An 18077-nucleotide genomic window follows, 5' to 3' on the forward strand; every position below is an offset into this window, starting at 1 on the left:
GCGCGCGCTTCGCTCCGCGAAGACGACGCGCCGTCGCTACGCGACGGATACATCGCGATGCTCCGCATCGCTGACACTTCGTCACTCCGTGACGTAAGCCGGCCACTTCGTGGCCGGTTGAGATCCCGCTCCGCGGTCTCTCAGTGGAGTTCGCTCCGCGAACTCCTGCAACTGCAGCGGTGGGGGTGCGTCAGGGCTGCTTGGGTTCGCGGGAATCGCGCGAGTGCGGATACGGGTCGCGCTCTGGGCGAGGGACGCTCCCTCTGAACCTGAGTGTCTCCCCCCCCTGTTGGAGGGGAGTCTCTACACGGTAGCACTTCCTGGGTGCTTCCTTAGTGGAGTTGCGAGCAGAAAAATTACGGGATCTCTGAGAATCCGGGGCGCTCCTCTTCCGGAGGAACGGCGTCGGCTTCGCGGAGGATACTCTGGATCAACTCGCTTCTGTTCTCGGAGAGTTGGCCGTTCTTCTGGGCGGTGCGAGTCTTGCAGAGCCAGGGGCCGATCATCACGCGCTCTCCGTCAACGTCGATCCCCTCCCGGGCGCCAGGAGGACGGCCGTGCCGTTCCACGAAGGCACGCAGCAGGGTGGCTGTCTGTTCGAAGGAGCGGCGTTTCCTGGTTCTGGGGGTGCTGGGTGTGGCGGGGGTGGTGATCTTCGTCGTGGTCAGGGTGATGTGGTTGGGGGTGAGGCTGAGGCGGGCCAGGAGGTGGCGTTGGCCGTCGTCGAGAGTGCTCCAGGTGGTGAGTTGGCGGTGCAGCCAGGTGCCAGCTTTCACGCCGTCAATCACGGTGTCACGGCGCAGAGTTGCGGGGTCATGTCCGGTCTGGAGATGGCGGGCCAGCAGGTGGTATTTGCGGTGCCAGTCGGGTCCGTGCGGGAGGAGCCAGTCGGGGTCGAGGGCGGTCAGACGTGTGTGGCGGGGCTTGGGGAGTCGGCCTTTGCGGGCGAGGCCGCGTTGGTCGACGAGGAACTGGCCGCCGGGATCCTGGGCAGGGATGGCGAGGTGGCCGTGTTCGGCATGGAAGGCCTCGATGAGGGTCATGTTGCCCTCGAAGGCGGCTTCGTGCTTGTCCCAGATCATGCCGAGTGCGTCGAGTTCAGCAATCCAGTCGGCAGTCAGGGTGCCTCGGCGGTGGGCGGTGCGCTGGCCTGCGATGAAGGCTCCCAGGCGGTAGCCGTAGGCGTCGGTGTAGTCGACCGGAACCTTCAGGTGGCCGTGTTCTGTGTGGTAGCGGGTGGCGGCGGCCAGGCCGGCGCGGCGGGGTGCGGAGAGCACCGCGCCGGTGGAGGGCCAGGCCAGCAGGTCCATCGCTTGGGCGATCGCGTAGGGGGCGAGGGTGAAGTCGAAGCGGAACCGGCGGGTGATCAGGCGGTGGGTGGCACTGTCCAGGCGGTGCGCGGTGGTCTTGCGTGGGGCGCGGGCGGCGATGGTCTGGTCGTGGTGGCGCAGTGCTGCAGTGATCAACCAGAGAGCTTCGTAGGGGGTGTCGAGGAGGTCGGTGGGGTCGGAGTCGGGTGGGGTGTAGGCGGGAATGACCAGGCTCGCGGTCTTTACTTTGGTGGTGGGGGGTTTGCGCAGGGCGCGGCCAAGGGCCTGGACGATCCGGCGCACGCTCTCGGTGCGTGAGGCGAAGACGATCGCGTCGACGGCCGGCAGGTCGATCCCCTCGGTTAGGACCTGGGCGTTGGTGATCACCGCGCGGTCGGCGTTCGCGAAGTTGTCGAGGAGTTTCGCGCGCTGGTCAGGTGTGTGGTTGCCGTTGATCGATGAGACGGACAGGGTGCCGGTCCAGGAGGGGCGCTGCTCGGGTGGGAGGGTGCGCAGGGTGTGGGGGAACTGGCGGGCGAAGTCCGCGGCGTCGGCGACCTGCTGGAAGTAGACGATCACATGCTTGAGGTCGTGCTCGGTCATCGCTTTGAGGACCGCCAGGTGCAGAGCGGTCGTCCGGCGCGCGGTCGGGGCGAAGCCGGTGTGCGCGCCGCCGGGGTCGGTCAGGACCATGCGCAGGTCGGTATCGGTGATAGTGGGGACGAGGAGCTGGTAGTCGGCCAGGACTCCGTCCTCGATCGCCTGGGCGTGGGTGTAGGTGTGCAGGCGGGGGCCGAACACCTTCACATCGTCCATCGAGGCGATCAGAGACGGGGACTCCCAGGCCGGTGCGGTCGACGCGGTCCGCTTCGGGCGCGGGCGGGCATCCGGGGCCTCAGCCAGGCGCGGCGCCTCCCACTCATACGGCGTCGCGGTCAGATACAGACGGCGATCCGTGCGGATCCGGGAGGAGTCATGGATCACCGTCCATTCCTTGTCCCAACTGCCCGCGGTGCGGTGCGCCTCATCCACGATCGCGAGGTCGAAGACCGGAGCCGGGAAGACCGAGTGCTGGATCTCCTCGATCCGCCGAAGCGAGTCGAGGGTCACGAACACGGTCGCCGACTCGTTCTTCTTGGCACGCTGGGCCAGCCAGTACGCCAGGTACTCCCCCGAACCCGTGGACACCGCCCCTGCCTCGGCCAGCACGGGATGCTTTTGTGCCTCGAGTGAGGACAGGGCCATCAACGGCTCACGACGGCCATCCGCACGGGCGGCTCGGGCCCACTGGCCGATCAAATCCCTCGACGGCACCACCACCAGCAGAAACCGGGTATCGAGAGCCTCGGCCGTCCGCAGCGCGATCAGCGTCTTCCCCGTACCACACGCGGATACCATGTGCCCCCGCGAACCCGGCTTCCTCAGACCGCGTACCCCACTGTCCACCGCCGCCTGCTGATCGCAGCGCAGCGTACGGCGGACGGGCGGGAAGGTGCCGGCCCTGGGCGTGCAGGTGTCCGGGACGACGGAGCTGGGATCGGTGGCCATCAGGTGCTCCTTGGGAGAATCGGCTGACCGCTGCGGGGCAGAGGGGAGGTCGCTGGTAGAGGAAGTCCGCTCCCCACACCTGGAGTCCGTCGACCAGGGCAACGGCGGTGTCCGCCGCTTCCCGGAGCTCCGCGGCTGTGCACGCGTCGTAAATGGCGTTGGTCGCCCTTGAGTTGTGGTACTCCGAAGCGAGCCGACGGAAGGTGACCGAGGGACGGAAAACAGTATCCGCCGACGCTTCTTCGACCAGTTTGCGTGTCGACCACACATCGTCGGCGACGCGGTCGAGGAGCAGCGGACGGCAGTGGGGGTCAGGCATTCGTCCACGGTCGCGTAGAACAACTCGTCCAGCAGGACGGTGTCGGCCCTGGTCACAAGGTCCGGATGCAACTCGGACGGCGGCGCGAACTGCCGCTGCCGATGGCGGACCGTGGCCGCATTGTGTACATGGTCAGCGCCGACCGCCATTCTTTCCGCGGCCTCCTTCAGCAGGCTCATTTCCCGGTATCACAGTTCATCGTCGCGCGCTCTGGGTGCACAGCGGCCGCAAAACAGCGAACACGCAGGCGGATGCCTCAGGGTGATGCAGGACCGGGCTGAGGCCGGGCGGGCATTGGTTGGCTGGCCGCGGGCGTGGCGGTCTGTTCGGCGAGTTTGCGATAGCCCGTCGCGGTGAGAGCACGCCAGGCACCGTAGAAGCCGAAGGCGGTAGCCAGGCCGAAGACGGTGGTGGCGCAGAGGATGAGCAGGCGGTGTTCGAAGGAGTAGCGCAGCATGGCCAAGTCCGCGGTGAGAGTCAGGGCCAGGGTATTAAGTGTCCATCCACGGCAGATACGCATACGGGAGCGCGCGTAGTCTGCGCGGACGGCCAGGGCCGGGAAGTCGGACAGGCTTAAGCGCGCTTGGGCGTAGGCGGTGTTGGAGGGGAAGAAGCGGGTGCGCAGCCGACGGCGGTGCGACGTGAGGGCGGTATCGGCTGCCCGGTCGATGAGGATGCCCAGGGCGTAGGCGGCGGCGAGCGCTGCTCCGACCACCGCGGACGAGCCCGCTAGGGGGGCGAGTTTGGCCGTGGTAGCTGGGCCGATCAGAGCAACGAGGAGGAGCACGGCTGCGGTGAGCGCGCCGATGCCGACCACGAGGACCTCGATGAACATCGCGGTGGCGGCCGCGAGGGCCGGCGGCTCGGGCTGTGTTGGGCCCGTCATAGGGCGACTCCCCAGATCTGGGCCATGTCGGTGATCATGCTGTCTGGTAGCTCGCTGTTCTTCCAGGCGATGTGCAGGTCGAAGCGGGAACGGATCTGGGATAGCCGTTCAAAGATGATCAGGCTTTCTGGTTGGCTGGCCAGCAGGTAGCGGCCGTGCTTGAGGAAGAGGGCGCTGGTGGGTCCGTACTCGGTGTAGGCACGTTCGAGACGCTCGCGGAAGCGTTCGGTGAACTGGGTGAGTTGTTCGCTGTAGGCGGTGGTGTCGTCGATAGTCTGGGAGAGAGTGTCGATGACTTCGTGGGACAGGTCGGTGCTGTAGGGGTGGTCAGTGAAGGTGCGGTAGATCTGTTCGGCCGTGTTGAGGAGGTGGTTGCTGCGTGCAAGGTCAGGGTGCTGTGCCATGGCTTCTACCCCCCGTTCGACCTCGAGGTCGAATAGCTCGACCAGGGCAATCAGACGGTACAGCGAGCGTCTGACATCGGGGGGTGGGGTGACGCCGGGCTTATACAGGAGCTTGTGGGACATGCGTGACCACAAGTCGACTGCCTCGGTGCGTAGTTGGATCTCACAGTCGTACGGGTTGCCGTCGGGGTCTTCTTCCCCTCCGACCATGACAGCTTGCACGTGCAGGCGGGGGTAACGCAGGCGGTCCTCGTCGCCGGGAGTGTCCCGGTCGTCCTCTACCCACCGGACGTCGAGGCAGTCTTTGATCATTTCTAGGGCGGGGTCGAGCAGACCTCTGTGGGGCACGATGACGCGTACGCCGGCCTTGTCGGTGATTTCCTTCCAGGGGTCGGTGTAGCCCTTGCGGTACATCTTCGTGTTGAAGCTGCTGACCTCCTTGGCGCGGGCGGTCACCTCGCAGGCGATCCCGCGGAGGGCGGTGTGATGCTCCAGGTGTGCCTTGGTCGCCTCGGCTGCCTTTTCGATGCGGGGTCGTTCGTGTTGATAGCGCTGGAAGGCCTCATCGGCGCTCAGGGGCACGGCTGACCCAGCCAAGCGTTGGGGAGGGTGCCGCGGAACATCACGCCTGGGCCGGTGGGAGCGCGTGTCCGTTGTGGGCAGGCGTGGCTTGTTTGGGGAGGGCGCGGATTGTCTCGAATCCAGGAAGTGTCTCGGCCTGGGTGGGCAGCTCAGGGCGCTGAGTGGGTGGTTTGGGAGGGCGGCCCGCTGCTACTCCGCTGCTGGTCTTGGTGATGGTCGAGGTGACTGTCACTGTCGTCCGGCCGTCGCCGAGGTCCTCTACTTGGATGGTTCCGTCCTGCATGGCTTCTACCGGGGCGACGAGGAAGGCACCGTTGGACAGGTCCACCCGCATTTTCTGGAGCCTGTTACTGATGAGTTCGGTGTCCTTCTCGAAGATGCCGATAGGGACGTCGTTTTCGGCGAGGAATGCGGCAAGGTCGGCCTGGTGCGCGTCGCGCAAGTGGGTGCGGATGAACTCCGTGGGGTCCAGTGTCGGGGTAGGGCTCTGGAGTTCCACCATAGTGGCCAGGACGTAGTTCATACGGGTGTCTGAGTCCGTGCAGCGGCTGTTGACCCAGTTCATCGCGGTGTCATGGAAGCGGCAGGTCAGTTCCCTGGGGTCGTTTTGATGCCGACAGCCCAGGAACTTCTCGAGGAAGAAGCGGGCAACGTCCTTGCCCGATGTCTGGGGGTCTGCAGCCCATCCCTGAAGCCCTGATTCAGCCAGCCCCTCTTCGGAGAAGAGGGCTACTTTGTACACCTTGGATTTCTGGGTGAGCAGGAGGTCATCGAGGTACTGCATGGCGAAGGTGCGCAGGCCGTCGGTGACGATCTCGTTGGTCTGCATGCCGGTCTCGTGCTCGAGTTTGACCATCAGCAGTGCCTGCTGGCTGTCCAGGCGTGCGGAGGCGACCAAGAGAAGCCCGGCCGGGTTGTTTCCTCCTTGGCTATCGCGCAGTGCGTGTGCCAGCTCCCCGGAGACTTGGACGAGGTCCTGTTCAGCGCCAAGGAAGGCGCGGACCGCGTCGGGCAGGGGGGACTTGAGTTCCGGGTCCTCAATGACCTCACGCCCCAGACGGGCGAAGACTTCACGCAGTTTGCCCTGGAGTTCGTAGCGCACGTCTTCGTCCAGGCGGCAGAACGTCTGGCTGAGCTGGAGTGGAAAGAGCTCCTCGCCTTGAGCGCGCCTGGGCACTACGTGGACGATGGCCTGGTCCACGACGAGGTCCCCGAAGTCGGTCCGCACTGCCCACCCCACGCATCCCGCCCGCACCCCCGTAGGCCGGACGCCGTCTCGCCAGACCCAGTCCGGAGCGGAGCCAGCCCCGTCCCGTGGCGTACGTCTGTGCGACATCACCTGGCCCGGGGCAGGGCAGGCCCATTCTGGGCCTGTCCGTGTCACGTGCCACCAATCGTGCCGCTCATCGTAACGGAGCGTACGAAGACCATGGCAGGGATACCGGGAGTGGTGGCTGAACTTCGCCGGTGCGATGAAGCGTGCCGACGGGCTTGGTACTCGTACGCCGCCCTCCGACGTGTCCACTTGCTGCCGTGCATGATTTCCTTCGGTTCCAGGGGTGGCGTCGCACATGCGCTGGCGCCGGTTGTAGGGGGTTGGAAGTGACGCATGCACCGCAGGACATCGTCGACCTGCCGCGCAGGATGAAGCATCTGGCGGTCGATCGTCGCGGCTATCCGGTGATCGCAACGGTGGACCGCGGCCCGCAGAAGGTGGACTTCGGATCCATCAGCGAGCGGCGGAAGCTGGCCTTGGCCGCGTTCGACTGGTGTGCGGTGTGCGGGCTGCCCTTTGATGACGAACTGCGCTGGCAGATGCTCTTCCCGGAGGAACCGCTGCCTGCGACGGTCATCAGCGGCGAGGCACCGGTGCACGAGGTCTGCGCACTGTATGCGGCACAGGTATGCCCGTATCTGTTCTCGCCTCGCTCACGGCTGGGAGACGAGGCCCGCAAAGGCATGGTGCGCGATGCCGTGGTGCGGTTCGCAGGATTCGAATCGACCCACGCGGTGTTCGCCCATGAGTCGGGACTGCAGCCCGGCGTCTACACGCTGCACTTCGAGCACCGTGGCCAGGCGGATGAGTTCTCCTACCGCAAGGCCGGCGAGATCCGAGAACGGTTCGCCGAGGCCTTGGCGCGTGAACAGGAGCTGCCCGTCAGCAACTGGGAAAACGTGCTCGTGCGGCTGCTCAACCGGATCGACGACGGGGGCGAGGGAGATGTGGTCACGGGCGCGGCACTCGCTGCGGGGGCGGCCTTCGCCAGGGACATCTTCAAACTGCAGGGGCTGAAGGCCTTCCGGGGCAAGAGCTACCCCACCGTTGCCGGACTGCTGTTGAAGGGGACCGAGCAGGAGATCCGCGAGTTCTCCGCTGCTTCGCAGGGCGAGGCTTTCAGCGCGGTCGGCCCGTGGGTGCTCGAACGTGCCGGGAGCTTTCCCGTTCCGCTGCAACGCTGGCGCAGCCGCGGGCAGGGCATGGTCAGCCACAGCCGGCCTCAGGTGCCAGACGGCCCCGGACGCAGCGTCGCCAGGAACGCGCCCTGCCCGTGCGGGTCAGGGCGCAAGGCCCGCCGATGCCACCCCGCGGGAAGCCCCGCCAACTGACAGTGCCTTCAGGGGGAAGGACAGACACGGTGCCAGTGCGCCGAGTACTCCCCCGTGCGCCTACGCGCACCGCTCCCCATGTCGGCGGGCTGCGGATGTTTGCCAGGGTCGAAGAGGGGAGGGCCGTCAGCGGCTCGCCGCGGGCGTCCGCACGGACTGCCGCTGCCCACTTGCCGATCACCAGGCTCGGTGCCACCGCCAGCAGGTGATTGGCGCCGGGGGCTTCGGCTGGACACGGCGTGGTGTGATATCGCGGCGCAACTCGGAACAGAGGGCGGTGTAGCAGAAGCAGGGCTCCTGCTACACCTCGGTAGGCCGCCGACGGCAAAGTGCTGGTGGGTGGTGCTTTGCGTCTCGTGGAGCACGGTTGTTATTCCGGTTCGTGGGAGATCTGTCAGTGGTGTCCTTCAGACTGGGAAGCCCTGTACGCGTGGGGAGCGGACGAGGCGAGGGGCGGTATGGATCAATCGCGACAGTGGTGGCGGAGTGTTCTGTCCAGCGACTGGACTGTGTTCGCTCTGCCCGAGGATCTGGTGCGGGAACGCTATACGGCCCTGTTGGCTGCGTTGGAGGAATTGTCTACCCGCGGCCCGATGTGGACACCGGCTCAGATACTCGAGCAACTGCGCACCGTGGGTTACCACGATGGGCTGGCCGAGGAGCAGTTGCTGTCGTCGCTTGAGCAACTGGCCAGGTGGGAGCTCGCCAAGCCGTTCAGGGACTATGCGGCACCGGTGCGCAACTATCGCGGGGTGATCTCGCGGCAGGAGGCCTGGGCGTTGACGCTGCGGGGCCGGGCGCTGGTAGCCGCCGTACGGGCAGCGGTGCTGGACTCCCGTCGTGCACTGCAGCTGCCGAGCCGGCTGCTGGACGGTGTCGAGCAGACGGTCCGCCGGATGCTGGAGCATTTCAAGAGTGATCCTGGGCTGCTGACGGGTGATCTCGATGATGTGCGGACCCGGATCGACGAACTCCAACGCGTGACGGCCGACTTCTACGGTGCACTGGCGCAGATGGTCCAGTCCGATGTCACTGACGACGACGTGTTCGGCAAGAACCGGGACCGGGTGCTCGAGGCGCTGCGGCAGTTCCCGCGGGAGTACGGGCGGGCGCTGCGGCGGGTGGGGGACGCGCTGGCTGCGTTGCGGGAGGTGGGCCACGGTCCGGTCGTGGAAACCGCGGCCGCGCACGCGGGGCTGGTGGATCCGGCCGAGCAGCAGCACTGGGTGGACGAGCGGATGCGTCGCTTGGCCGACTTGGAGGCGTGGTTCACGCCTGACGGGACGGTTTACCGGTTGATCGCTTCGGCGACCGGTGCTGTGCACACGCTCCTGATCGCGATCGACCGGCGGTATGCGGCCAGGAGGCGGGGGGCGGATCTGGGGGCTGACTTCCGCTCTGTGGCGCGTAGCTTGCACCGGCAGGGCGGCGAGGAGCAGGCGCGGCGTGTGTACGGGGCGGCGTTCGGGGACTGGCCGGCGTGGCACGCGCAGGTCGGGCCAGCCGAGGAGGACGTGGCGCATGCGACGGTGGCGGCAGCCGGGCTCACGGTGCACCGCATAGAGGTGACGCTGCGTGAGCATGAGCGGGTGGGAAGGCCTGGGGGCAGGCCCCGGAAATTGGCGGACACCACTGTGGACCGGGAGGATGCGCTGGCGCGGGCACGCGAGGAGGCGCAGCTGCGCCGCCGGTTTGCCCGGGTGCTGGTGACGCCTGGAGAGGTGGGGCTGGAGCATTTCGCGGGGTTGGCCGCGGATGCTTCGGTGATCTTGCTGCGGGCGGTGGAGGCGGCGCTGCAGGAGTTCGACCCTGTGCTGGGGTTCGGGTCTGCGGTGGCCGAAGGAGCCAACGTCGTGGTGCGGGTACGGCCGGGAGTGGCGGACCGGCAGGCCCGGGTGGAGTTGGCCGAAGGGGTGCTGACCGGCCCGGATCTGCGTATCCGTGTCGATGCGAGCGAGCGGGCCGACGAAGCGATCGTGCGGGGGGTGGCATGAGCGGCGAGGTGCTGGAGGCCGATCTGCGGGATGCGGCCCGGATGCTGGTGGATCGAGGACGGCTTCGGGCCGAGGCAGAGCCGGATCTGTACCGGGCAGCTGTGAAGGGGCAGGCCGCGCTGGCGGGGCTGTTCCGGTCGGAGCTGGGCTGGACGTTCGAGGTGCTGGAGGTGGCGCAGCTGGTCCGGCTACACAAGCGGCGTGTGGATGTCCCTGGTGACCGGGGGCCTTCGGTGGTCCGCGGCGGGGGTCGTCCGGTGCTGCTGTCGCAGGAGGCGCTGGTGCTGGTGTGTCTGGTGTGTGAGCAGTTGTGGCGGCGTCCGCGGTTGAGCGTGCGGGAGTTGATGCAGGCGCTCGCGCAGGTATGCGCGGAGGAGGCCGCCTCGGGTGGGCTGCCGCGGGTGCAGTGGGTGGCCGGGGAGGGGACGTCGAAGCAGGAGGCCCGCTGGCACCGGCAGAATCTGGTGGACGCGTTGCAGGTGTTGGAGGCCGAGGGATCGGTGGAGGCGGACTCCGACCTGGAGCGCGTCGTGGTGGACGAGGACGCTGACCTTGTGGTGACGGCTTCGAGGGACCGGTTGGCGGCGCGGTTCTCGTCGCTGTCCCCCGCGCTGCTCGGCTTGGACGCGCTGCCCCCGCAGGAGCACGCGGCGGCGTTGTCGACCGCTTCGTTGCTCGACCCGGCAGGACCGGAGCCGGACCAGGCGGCGTCGGTGGAGGAACGGCGGCTACAGGCGCTGCGGCGGCTGGTGGACGACCCGGGCGTGGATCCTTTCGACGAGCAGACACCGGGGACGGCGTATCTGCACACGCTTGCCGGCAGGGAGCGGGGGCTGGCGCTATTGGCCGACTTGGGGCTCGGGGTGACAGTGCGCCGGGACTGGTGGGAGGTCACCGATCCCAGTGGGCTCGGAACCGCGATGGACTTCCCCAACGGGCGGCGGATGGAGCGGCAAGCCGCGCTGGCGCTGCTGGCTCATCTGTCCGAGCGGGACCGGGCCGGTTCGGTGGTACAGGTGGGCGACGTGGTGGGGCTGCTGGAGGAGGTACGGGCAGTGATGCCGAACTGGGCGGCCGGTCACAAGGCGCAGCTTCCCGCGCTGGCGCGGGCAGCGATCGGTGAGCTGACGGCCGCGCGGCTGCTGGTGCCGGTGGTGGGTGAGACGGAGCAGTGGCAGGCGACGCCGGGAGTGCACCTGTGGCGGGTGCGGGTGGCGCACGCCGCCCGCGGCGCGGCGGGGCCGGAGCCCGGTAGGGCGTTTGGCGCCGAGACGGGTGAGGGGGACATGTGAGGATCGCCGGAAACGGGCCCGTCGGGGCCGGTGACGTCGGGCTGGGGGTGCCGGTCGCGGAGGGCCGGTGGCAGCCCACGCGGGCCGGGGTGGTGAACTCCTGGGCCTGGGCAGAGGAGGAGCTGCTGTTCGGCAATGGGTGGCTGACACTCGCGGGGCCGAACGGGTCGGGGAAGTCCTTGTCGGCGTCGATGCTGGTCACGGTGCTGCTGGACGCGGATGTGTCGCAGACCGCCTTGTCGGTGTCGGGGAAGGCGGCGGGGACGTTGCTGAGCCGGCACACCGACCGGGACGAGCAGCAGGACCGCACGGGGGTGTGGTGGCTGGAGTACGGTCGGCGCGCCGATGGCGGGGCTGTGGAGTACGTGACGACCGGGTTGTGGCTGAGGGCAGTGGGCAAGGCGGTGCACCGGGTGTTCTTCCTGGCGCGGGGGCGGGTCGGGGAGAGCTTGCGGCTGCAGGTGGACCGGGAGCCGGTGCGGATCGGTGACCTTGCAGCGCAGTTGGCTGCCTGTCAGGGGCAGGCCTTCACCTCCAGCGCTTCGTCCGCGGCGTCGAACCGGGCTCGGTTGTCGGAGCATCTGCGGGTGGTCGGGGACGAGCACGACTACCGGCGGGTGGTGCGCGAGGAGTTGTTCGCGCCGCTGGACGAGGTGCAGTTCGACGCGCTGGTGGGGGTGCTGCGCAGCCTGCGCAGTGTGCGTACGGCGGAGGCGATCTCCGCGGCGGAGATGGGCCGGTTGCTGTCCAGCGCGTTGCCTGCGCTGGACGGTGAGCGGCTGACGGTGATCGCTCAGGCGATGGAGCGGATCTCTGAGCTCGAGGACCAGTTGGAGCGTGCCCGGGCAGAAGAGAAGCTGCTGCAGGGCGCGGAACGGGCGTATCGCCGGTATGTGGAGGCGGTGGCGGTGGTCGAGGCCGCCTCGCTGATCGCGGCGAACACCGGGTTCGACGCTCAGACCAGGCGGGAGCGCCAGGCGAGTGAGGAGGCGCAGCAGGCCGGGGTGCGGGAAGCCGAGGCCGTGGAGCTGCTGGCCGGGACGCGGGCCGAGATCGGGGAGTTGGAGGGGCGGAAGAACGCGGCGGAGGAGGAGCTGCGTGGGCACGCGGGCGCGGTCCTTCCGCAGCGTGAGCAGCGGGCGGTCGAACTGGCCGTTGCCGCCCGCACGGCGGCCAAACGGTCGGATGAGGTCGGTGGCGAGGCTTCCCGGGCTGAGGGCGCCGCCCGGGAGTCGGCGGATGGCGTCCGGTCGGCGCAGGGCGCCGTGTCGGCGGTGTCTGGGCCCTTGCGGGTGGTGGGGGGCCGGCTGGGCGCGGATGCGGCCTTGGAGGGACTGCTCACCCTCGACGAGCGGCTGGTGGCGGCCGAGGCCGCGGCAGTGGCCGCAGGCGTGGTCGACGAGGCGTGCGCGGCACCGCTGGCGTGGGTGGACACCCGGATCTCCCAGATGCGGAAGGTAGAAGCCGCGCTCGGAGACCATGCGACGGCGCAGGGAATGGAAGTCGCGGCGGCAGCCGATCTACGCGAGGCCGAAGGGGTCGAGGAAACGGACCGGGCCACGGCCGAGCAGACGAGCAGGACGCGGGCGCGGGCCGAGGACACGCTGCTGGAAGAGATGCGCCAGTGGGCAGACACGGCAGTGGAGTTGCGCGGTCCCGCCCTCGAGCTGCTCGTGCGGGACGGTCGCGGCGACGGGGAGCGGTTGCCCGTCGGGAAGCTGACAGCCGGACTCGCTCAGGCCGCGGGCGAGGCGCGGGCGAGGATCGACGCGGCAGGGCACCACCGGCAGACAGCTGCGGACCGTGCGGTGGCCGAACAGGCGGCCGAAGCATGCGAGCAGGCACGCACGCTGTGGGAGCAGGAACGCGGCGCGGCCGAGCACGCCTCGCAGGCGTTGCACGGGGCGCAGGAGGAGGCCCGGGAGCAGGACGCGGCCGGGGAGGAGGCCCGGGAGCAGCACCAGGAGACGCACCTGCGGCAGGTCGCACAGGCGGAGGCCGCCGTCGCGCAGGCTCAGGAGGCAGCGGACGGGGCCGGATCGACGGCCGTAGCGGCCTGGGAGCAGTGGCAGGGCCTGGTCGGCATGTGGCGGCGTGACGCGGTACTGATCGACGTCGGCATGGTGCCGGAGCCGGCCGGAGACGGGGCCACGAGCGACGCCGCGCAGACAGTCGCGCAGATCCAGGTGTCCCTGGAGCGGGCGCACGCAGCAGCCGCCGGGCGGCTCCAGCGTGTGGTGGACGCCGCCGACCAGGCGGCGGGATTCGCGCAGGAAACGGTCCGTGACCTGGAGCAGCAGCTGGAGCGGGCCCAGCAGGCGGCGCCGGTGCCACCTGCACCGCTGTGGCGCAGCCGCAAGGTCATGGACGGCACCCCGTTGTGGGCGCTAGTGGACTTCGCCGGACACCTGACGGACGAGGCCAGAGATCGCCTCGAGGGTGCTCTGCTGGTCAGTGGACTGCTGGACGCACTGGTGCGTGCCGACGGGCAGGCGGTGGCAGGGGATGTGACCCTGCGGCCTGGAGCTGCGGCGGCGTCGGGGGCGAGCCTGGCGGACGTACTCCGGCCCGATGCGCAGGGCCGGATCGCCCCCGAGCGGGTCCACCAGCTGCTGCGGTCGATTCCCCTGGACCCGTCGGCGGGCGATCAGGTCACGATCGCGGTGGCGACCGCGGTCGCACCGGCCGACTACCAGGCGCGGTTCATCGGGCGAAGTGCCCGCGAACGCGCCCGGCTCCGGCACGTAGCCGACCTGGAGCAGCAACTCGACCAGGCACAGGGGGCATTGCACCGGGCACGCGAGGAAGCCGCGCGCGCTCGCGCCCGGGTGAACGCTGCCGCGATGGAGCGGGACCGGTTCCCCTCCCCCGCCGGGTGGGAGCAGGCCAGCGAGAGGTGGCAGGGCCTTCTCCGGTCGCTGCAGGAGACCCGCAACCGGTCCGCTCAGGACATCCACCTGGCCGAACGCGGGCTGGCGCAGGCACTGCACGCCCTGGAGGCGGCTGCCGCGCGGCGCCGCAGCGCGCTGGAGATGCTAGCCCAGGAGGCACGGCACACCGAACAGGTGGCGGCCGCGGCACTGGCCGCAGCCCGGACGGCTGAAGGTGTTGCACGGGAGACGGCCGGGACCGCAGCCGCCAGCCACGCCAGGTGGGAGCAGGCGAAGGAAGCCCAGGCCCACGCCGATGCCGAGCAGGCCGGTTTCCCGTCGCCGGATCAGGTCCTCTCGACCCAGCAGCAGGAGGACGACGCGACCGAGCAGCTGCAGCACTCCATCAGGCGCACGGCCGACGCACGCGAGCGGCACCGCCGGGCCGGCGAGGCCGTGCGCCAAGCGCTGCGGGCGCTGAACCGGGCAGCCGACGCGGGCGGCGGCACCGTGCTGCCCACGGATCCGAAGGCGGCCGGCGCCCACCGCGAGGACACCACCTTGATGTTCCGGCAGGTCGAGGCCTGGCGGGGCGCCGCAGGGCGGGTGATCGACCTCGCGGGACGGGCACGCCAGGACGCGGCAACCGCCGAACGTTGGCGGACCCTGGCGGACGACGCCGCTCGGGAGGCAGAGCAAACCGCCGTGGACGCGGGGCGCGAGAAGGCGGCTGTCGAGGAGATGCGGCGCCTGCACGGCGCCGAGTACGAGGAGCTGCGCGCCTCACTGCAGGAGGTCACCGGTGCACTCGACCGCGCCCGGGCACGGGTGGAGGAGCTGCAGCGCGCCAAGGAAGAGGCTGCTGCCGACGCGGCGTCGGCCCGGGCGCGGCTGGATGAGGTCGCACCGCTGCGCCAGGCGGCCGAGGAGCACCGCGATATCTGCCTTACCCGGTTGGGCCGGCTCGTCGACGAGGGCCTGGCCCTGGTCGGCGAGGACATCTCCACCGGGCCGGAGGGTCGGCCCGCGAACCTGACCGCAGGACTGGCCTGGGCCAGGCACCTGCTGGCCGACCGCCCCACCGGGCCAGGCGCGGGAGCGGGGGCGGACCGGCTCGCCGCAGCGTCCCGGGCCCGGGACGCTGCACTGAAGACCCTCGAGGGCGCCGCCCGCACCGCCAACAGCGCACTGGCCCGGTTCAACCGCCNCCTCGAGGGCGCCGCCCGCACCGCCAACAGCGCACTGGCCCGGTTCAACCGCCAGGTCATCCTCACCAACATATCGGGCACCGGTTGGCAGCGTGCCGAGGTCGCCGACCCGGCCGCCGCTCGCGGCCAGGACCTGCGCGCAGCGGTGGAGGCACTGCGCGCGGCAGTCGCCCAGTTGGAGCAAGACCTGCGCGCCGACATCAAGAAGGCCATCAAGACCAGCATGTTCGCTCAGCTGCAGCGCGACGTTCAGGTCCGCCAGGATCTCGCGCAGCAACTGGTGCAGCAGATCGGCCAGACCCTGGCGGACGTGCGTACCGGGGTGGCCCGGGTGGGCGTCAAGGTCGAGTGGTCGGTACGCAAGGACGCGGACGCGAAAGCCATGGTGGAACTGGTGAACAGTCCCCCCTCGGACGAGATGTTCGAGCGGATGTATGACGTGCTGCGGCAGCGGATGGACGAGTCCGTCGGGGACACGTGGGCGGACCGGGTCGCGCACACCTTCGACTACCGGGCCTGGCACGAGTGGACGATCTCGGTGACACACTCCTCGTTCAGCGACGGGGACGGTGACCGCTTCAAGCAGGTCAAGCCGCGCGGCATGAACCCGCTGGAGACGCTGTCGACCGGGGAACGGCGCCTGGCCACGATGCTGCCCCTCCTGGCAGCCGCGTGGTCGATGTACAGCGGGGAGTACCGCGGGCCGCGGCTGCTGTCGATCGACGAACTGGACGCGGCGTTCGACGACGTGAACCTTCGGCAGATGCTGGGACTGCTGCGCCGGTGGGAGTTCGACGTGCTGGCGACCGCCCCCTCGATGACCCCGGTGATCAAAAAAGAGGCCGGGCAGGTCGTCATCCACCAGGTCATCACCAGCGGAAAGCACCGCGTGACGGTGCCGTGGCTGTGGCAGGGCCACGGGGAGGCGCAGCCGCTGACGCTGGACCTCGGCCTGGGCTTCGACGGCGGGATGGCCAACTGATGGGCACAACATGGGAATGGGTTGCGGGCGATGAGGCGCTGGCCCCGCTGTGGGCCGCCGTACACGACCGGCTGTGCGCCGGGACGGATCCTGCAGCAATGGCAAGTGTGCGGGTGACCGGGCTGCCACCGGCGGGGGTAGCGGCGTTGCGGGCGTGGCTGGACGACGCGGGCCGACTGCGGCGCGGCACCTCCGCGGTGGTGGTGGACGCCCGCGGGGCGCGAGTGCCGGTGCGAGCACTGTGCCAAGTGCTGCGGCTGGAACCTCAGGACTTGGTGACTGTGGTGGAGCAGGCTGTGGGACGGCCGGTGATCAACCGCGCGCGGCAGCGCGTGAGCGAGGCGGCGCTACGCCAGGATATGTGGCAGTACGCGGCCGCCCAGCTGCCGGCGTGTCCGGGGCTGGTCGCACGGATGCGCGCCGCCGGGATCGGCGTCGACGAAGGCACAGGGGTGCGCAAGCTGGTCGATGCCCTCGCCGCCGTGGCGACACGGCTGCCGATCGACCCGCCGGTCTCACTGCCCAAGCTCGCCCACGACACCGCCGGTGACCCCCACTTCTTCGACCTCGACACCCTCGCCGGCAGCCGACTCGTCACACTGGTCGCCGAACTGACCGGACAGGTGGAGCCAACACGGCCGGACCGGATCCGCGCCCTGCTCGAGCAGTCCGGAGTGGTACCTGACCGGCTCACCGCCACCGTGCTTCTCCAACACGTCCAGGCCATCGGCGACGGACCGGTCGACCGACGCCTACGCGACGCCGTCGCCCCGGTCGCGCTGCACCTGTTCGACTTGACCCGCACTCCCCCACGTCTGGACCCGACCCAGACGGTCACCGTGGTGGAGAACCCCTCCGTCCTCGAATCCGCCCTCGCCCGCGGCCACACCACGCCGCTGGCGTGCACCAGCGGGCAGTTGCGCGCCGTCGACCACGCCCTGCTGCAACTCGCCGTCGACCAGGGCGTAGCACTGCAGTACGCAGGCGACATGGACGGGCCAGGCCTCGGCATCGCACACACCGTCACCCGTCTGTACGGCGCCAGGCTCGTCGCCATGGACCTGGCCACACTCCACGACGCCGGCCCCCACCCGTCCGCAGTGCTGCTGGGCCCGCTCACCGACGAAGACATCGACCTGCAGCTCGCCCGTGCACTGCGCGACATGGGAAGGGTAGTGTTCCAAGAACATGACGCCGTTCTGGACCGTCTCCTCCCGCCCTCCTCCATCTAGGCGGCCAGTCCGGATCGGGATCGTTGTCCGGTGCACGGGTGTGCACGTGCTTCGGCACATGAGACCGTGCAGCGAATCTAAGCCTCTACAGCGGTTCAGGCGGCGAAGCCGATGTTGGTGACGTACTCGTACTGGCCCCACTGCGAGCCGAGCTCGACGATCTGCTCGATCCAGGCGTCGCCCAGGGACCGGTCGTCGCCGGTGGACCAGGCGTCGATGATGGCCTCCCAGCGGCGGATGTTGAGGGTGCGGAATTCCACGACCCGCTGGCGGGAAGAGTGCACGCCGGACTGATTGAGCGGGTGGATCTCGACGCGGGTACCGCGGCCTGTGCGGTTGAGGCGGGCCAGGAGGTAGCGGGCGACGTTGTGGCGGCGGACCGTGCGGTAGGCGGCGTCGATCCGGGCGAGGTTGTGTGGGGTGGGGTAGCGGGTGCCGGCCAGCCATGCCTTCAGGGTGCGGTCGGTGACGGTCAGGCCCGCGTCGTAGGCGGCGGCGCGGGCGCGGGGGGTGCGGGTGAGGTAGTGCAGACGGGCCATAAGGCCGCGCCGGGTGGTGACGGGAGAAGCGATGAAGTCGGCGAGGGCGTCGAGCTGGCGGGCGACGGCCGCGTAGCCCTTGATGCCTTGGGCGCCGTACTTGCCGAAGTCGATGGTGCGCTCGGGCACGTGAGGTCTCCTCCCCCTGTCAGTTCTCGTCGGTCTGTCCGGCGGCGGCCGGGTCGGTGGATGCGGTGCCGGCGGTGTACACGTCCTTGACCTTCACTTCGGAAACTCCGCGGCCTTCCGGGAAGACACGCCGCCAGTCGCCGACGACGTGGAGTTCGTCGGTGCCCATCGCGCG

The 18077-nt window shown here is 69.4% G+C and carries 10 protein-coding genes; 5 read left to right on the forward strand and 5 right to left on the reverse strand.

Annotated elements, in window-relative coordinates; genetic code table 11:
* Positions 1-356 precede the first annotated feature (356 nt).
* From RKE29_RS17655 to RKE29_RS17670, 4 genes are all read right to left on the reverse strand, one after another.
* Complete coding sequence (locus RKE29_RS17655) at positions 357-2858, reverse strand: Helicase associated domain protein (protein WP_312006381.1); 2502 nt, start codon at positions 2856-2858, stop codon at positions 357-359.
* 575 nt (positions 2859-3433) lie between these two features.
* A complete protein-coding gene (locus tag RKE29_RS17660; RefSeq protein ID WP_312006382.1) occupies positions 3434-4063 on the reverse strand; it encodes a hypothetical protein in 630 nt (209 codons plus the stop codon).
* Complete coding sequence (locus tag RKE29_RS17665) at positions 4060-5049, reverse strand: hypothetical protein (RefSeq protein ID WP_312006383.1); 990 nt, start codon at positions 5047-5049, stop codon at positions 4060-4062. Before RKE29_RS17665 ends, RKE29_RS17660 begins: the two co-directional genes overlap by 4 nt.
* Before the next feature lie 40 nt (positions 5050-5089).
* Positions 5090-6250: a nucleoid-associated protein gene (locus RKE29_RS17670; RefSeq protein WP_312006384.1), complete on the reverse strand. Its 1161-nt coding sequence runs from the start codon at positions 6248-6250 to the stop codon at positions 5090-5092.
* Between the two features lie 401 nt (positions 6251-6651).
* Here RKE29_RS17670 and RKE29_RS17675 point away from each other — a divergent pair, with 401 nt between their 5' ends.
* The 5 genes from RKE29_RS17675 (at position 6652) to RKE29_RS17695 (ending at position 17234) form a co-directional block, all read left to right on the forward strand.
* Positions 6652-7656, forward strand: coding sequence for an SEC-C domain-containing protein (locus RKE29_RS17675; protein WP_312006385.1), 1005 nt, complete (start codon positions 6652-6654; stop codon positions 7654-7656).
* Positions 7657-8165: 509 nt separating this feature from the next.
* A complete protein-coding gene (locus RKE29_RS17680) occupies positions 8166-9650 on the forward strand; it encodes a DUF2397 family protein (protein WP_312006386.1) in 1485 nt (494 codons plus the stop codon).
* Positions 9647-10942 carry a DUF2398 family protein gene (locus RKE29_RS17685; protein ID WP_312006387.1) on the forward strand — a complete coding sequence of 432 codons (1296 nt, stop codon included), beginning with the start codon at positions 9647-9649 and terminating at the stop codon, positions 10940-10942. The genes RKE29_RS17680 and RKE29_RS17685 overlap by 4 nt, the downstream gene beginning before the upstream one ends.
* Positions 10939-16002 (forward strand): SbcC/MukB-like Walker B domain-containing protein, encoded by a 5064-nt coding sequence (locus RKE29_RS17690; RefSeq protein WP_312006388.1) that lies wholly within the window; start codon positions 10939-10941, stop codon positions 16000-16002. Before RKE29_RS17685 ends, RKE29_RS17690 begins: the two co-directional genes overlap by 4 nt.
* A 98-nt stretch (positions 16003-16100) precedes the next feature.
* The gene (locus RKE29_RS17695; RefSeq protein ID WP_312006389.1) at positions 16101-17234 is read left to right on the forward strand and encodes a DUF2399 domain-containing protein; all 1134 of its coding nucleotides are present in this window, start codon (positions 16101-16103) and stop codon (positions 17232-17234) included.
* Between the two features lie 95 nt (positions 17235-17329).
* Here RKE29_RS17695 and RKE29_RS17700 read toward each other — a convergent pair whose 3' ends face one another.
* Complete coding sequence (locus RKE29_RS17700) at positions 17330-17902, reverse strand: transcriptional regulator (protein ID WP_312006390.1); 573 nt, start codon at positions 17900-17902, stop codon at positions 17330-17332.
* Between the last annotated feature and the right edge of the window lie 175 nt (positions 17903-18077).

The sequence above is a fragment of the Streptomyces sp. B1866 genome (genome assembly GCF_031932565.1).
GTDB lineage: Bacteria > Actinomycetota > Actinomycetes > Streptomycetales > Streptomycetaceae > Streptomyces.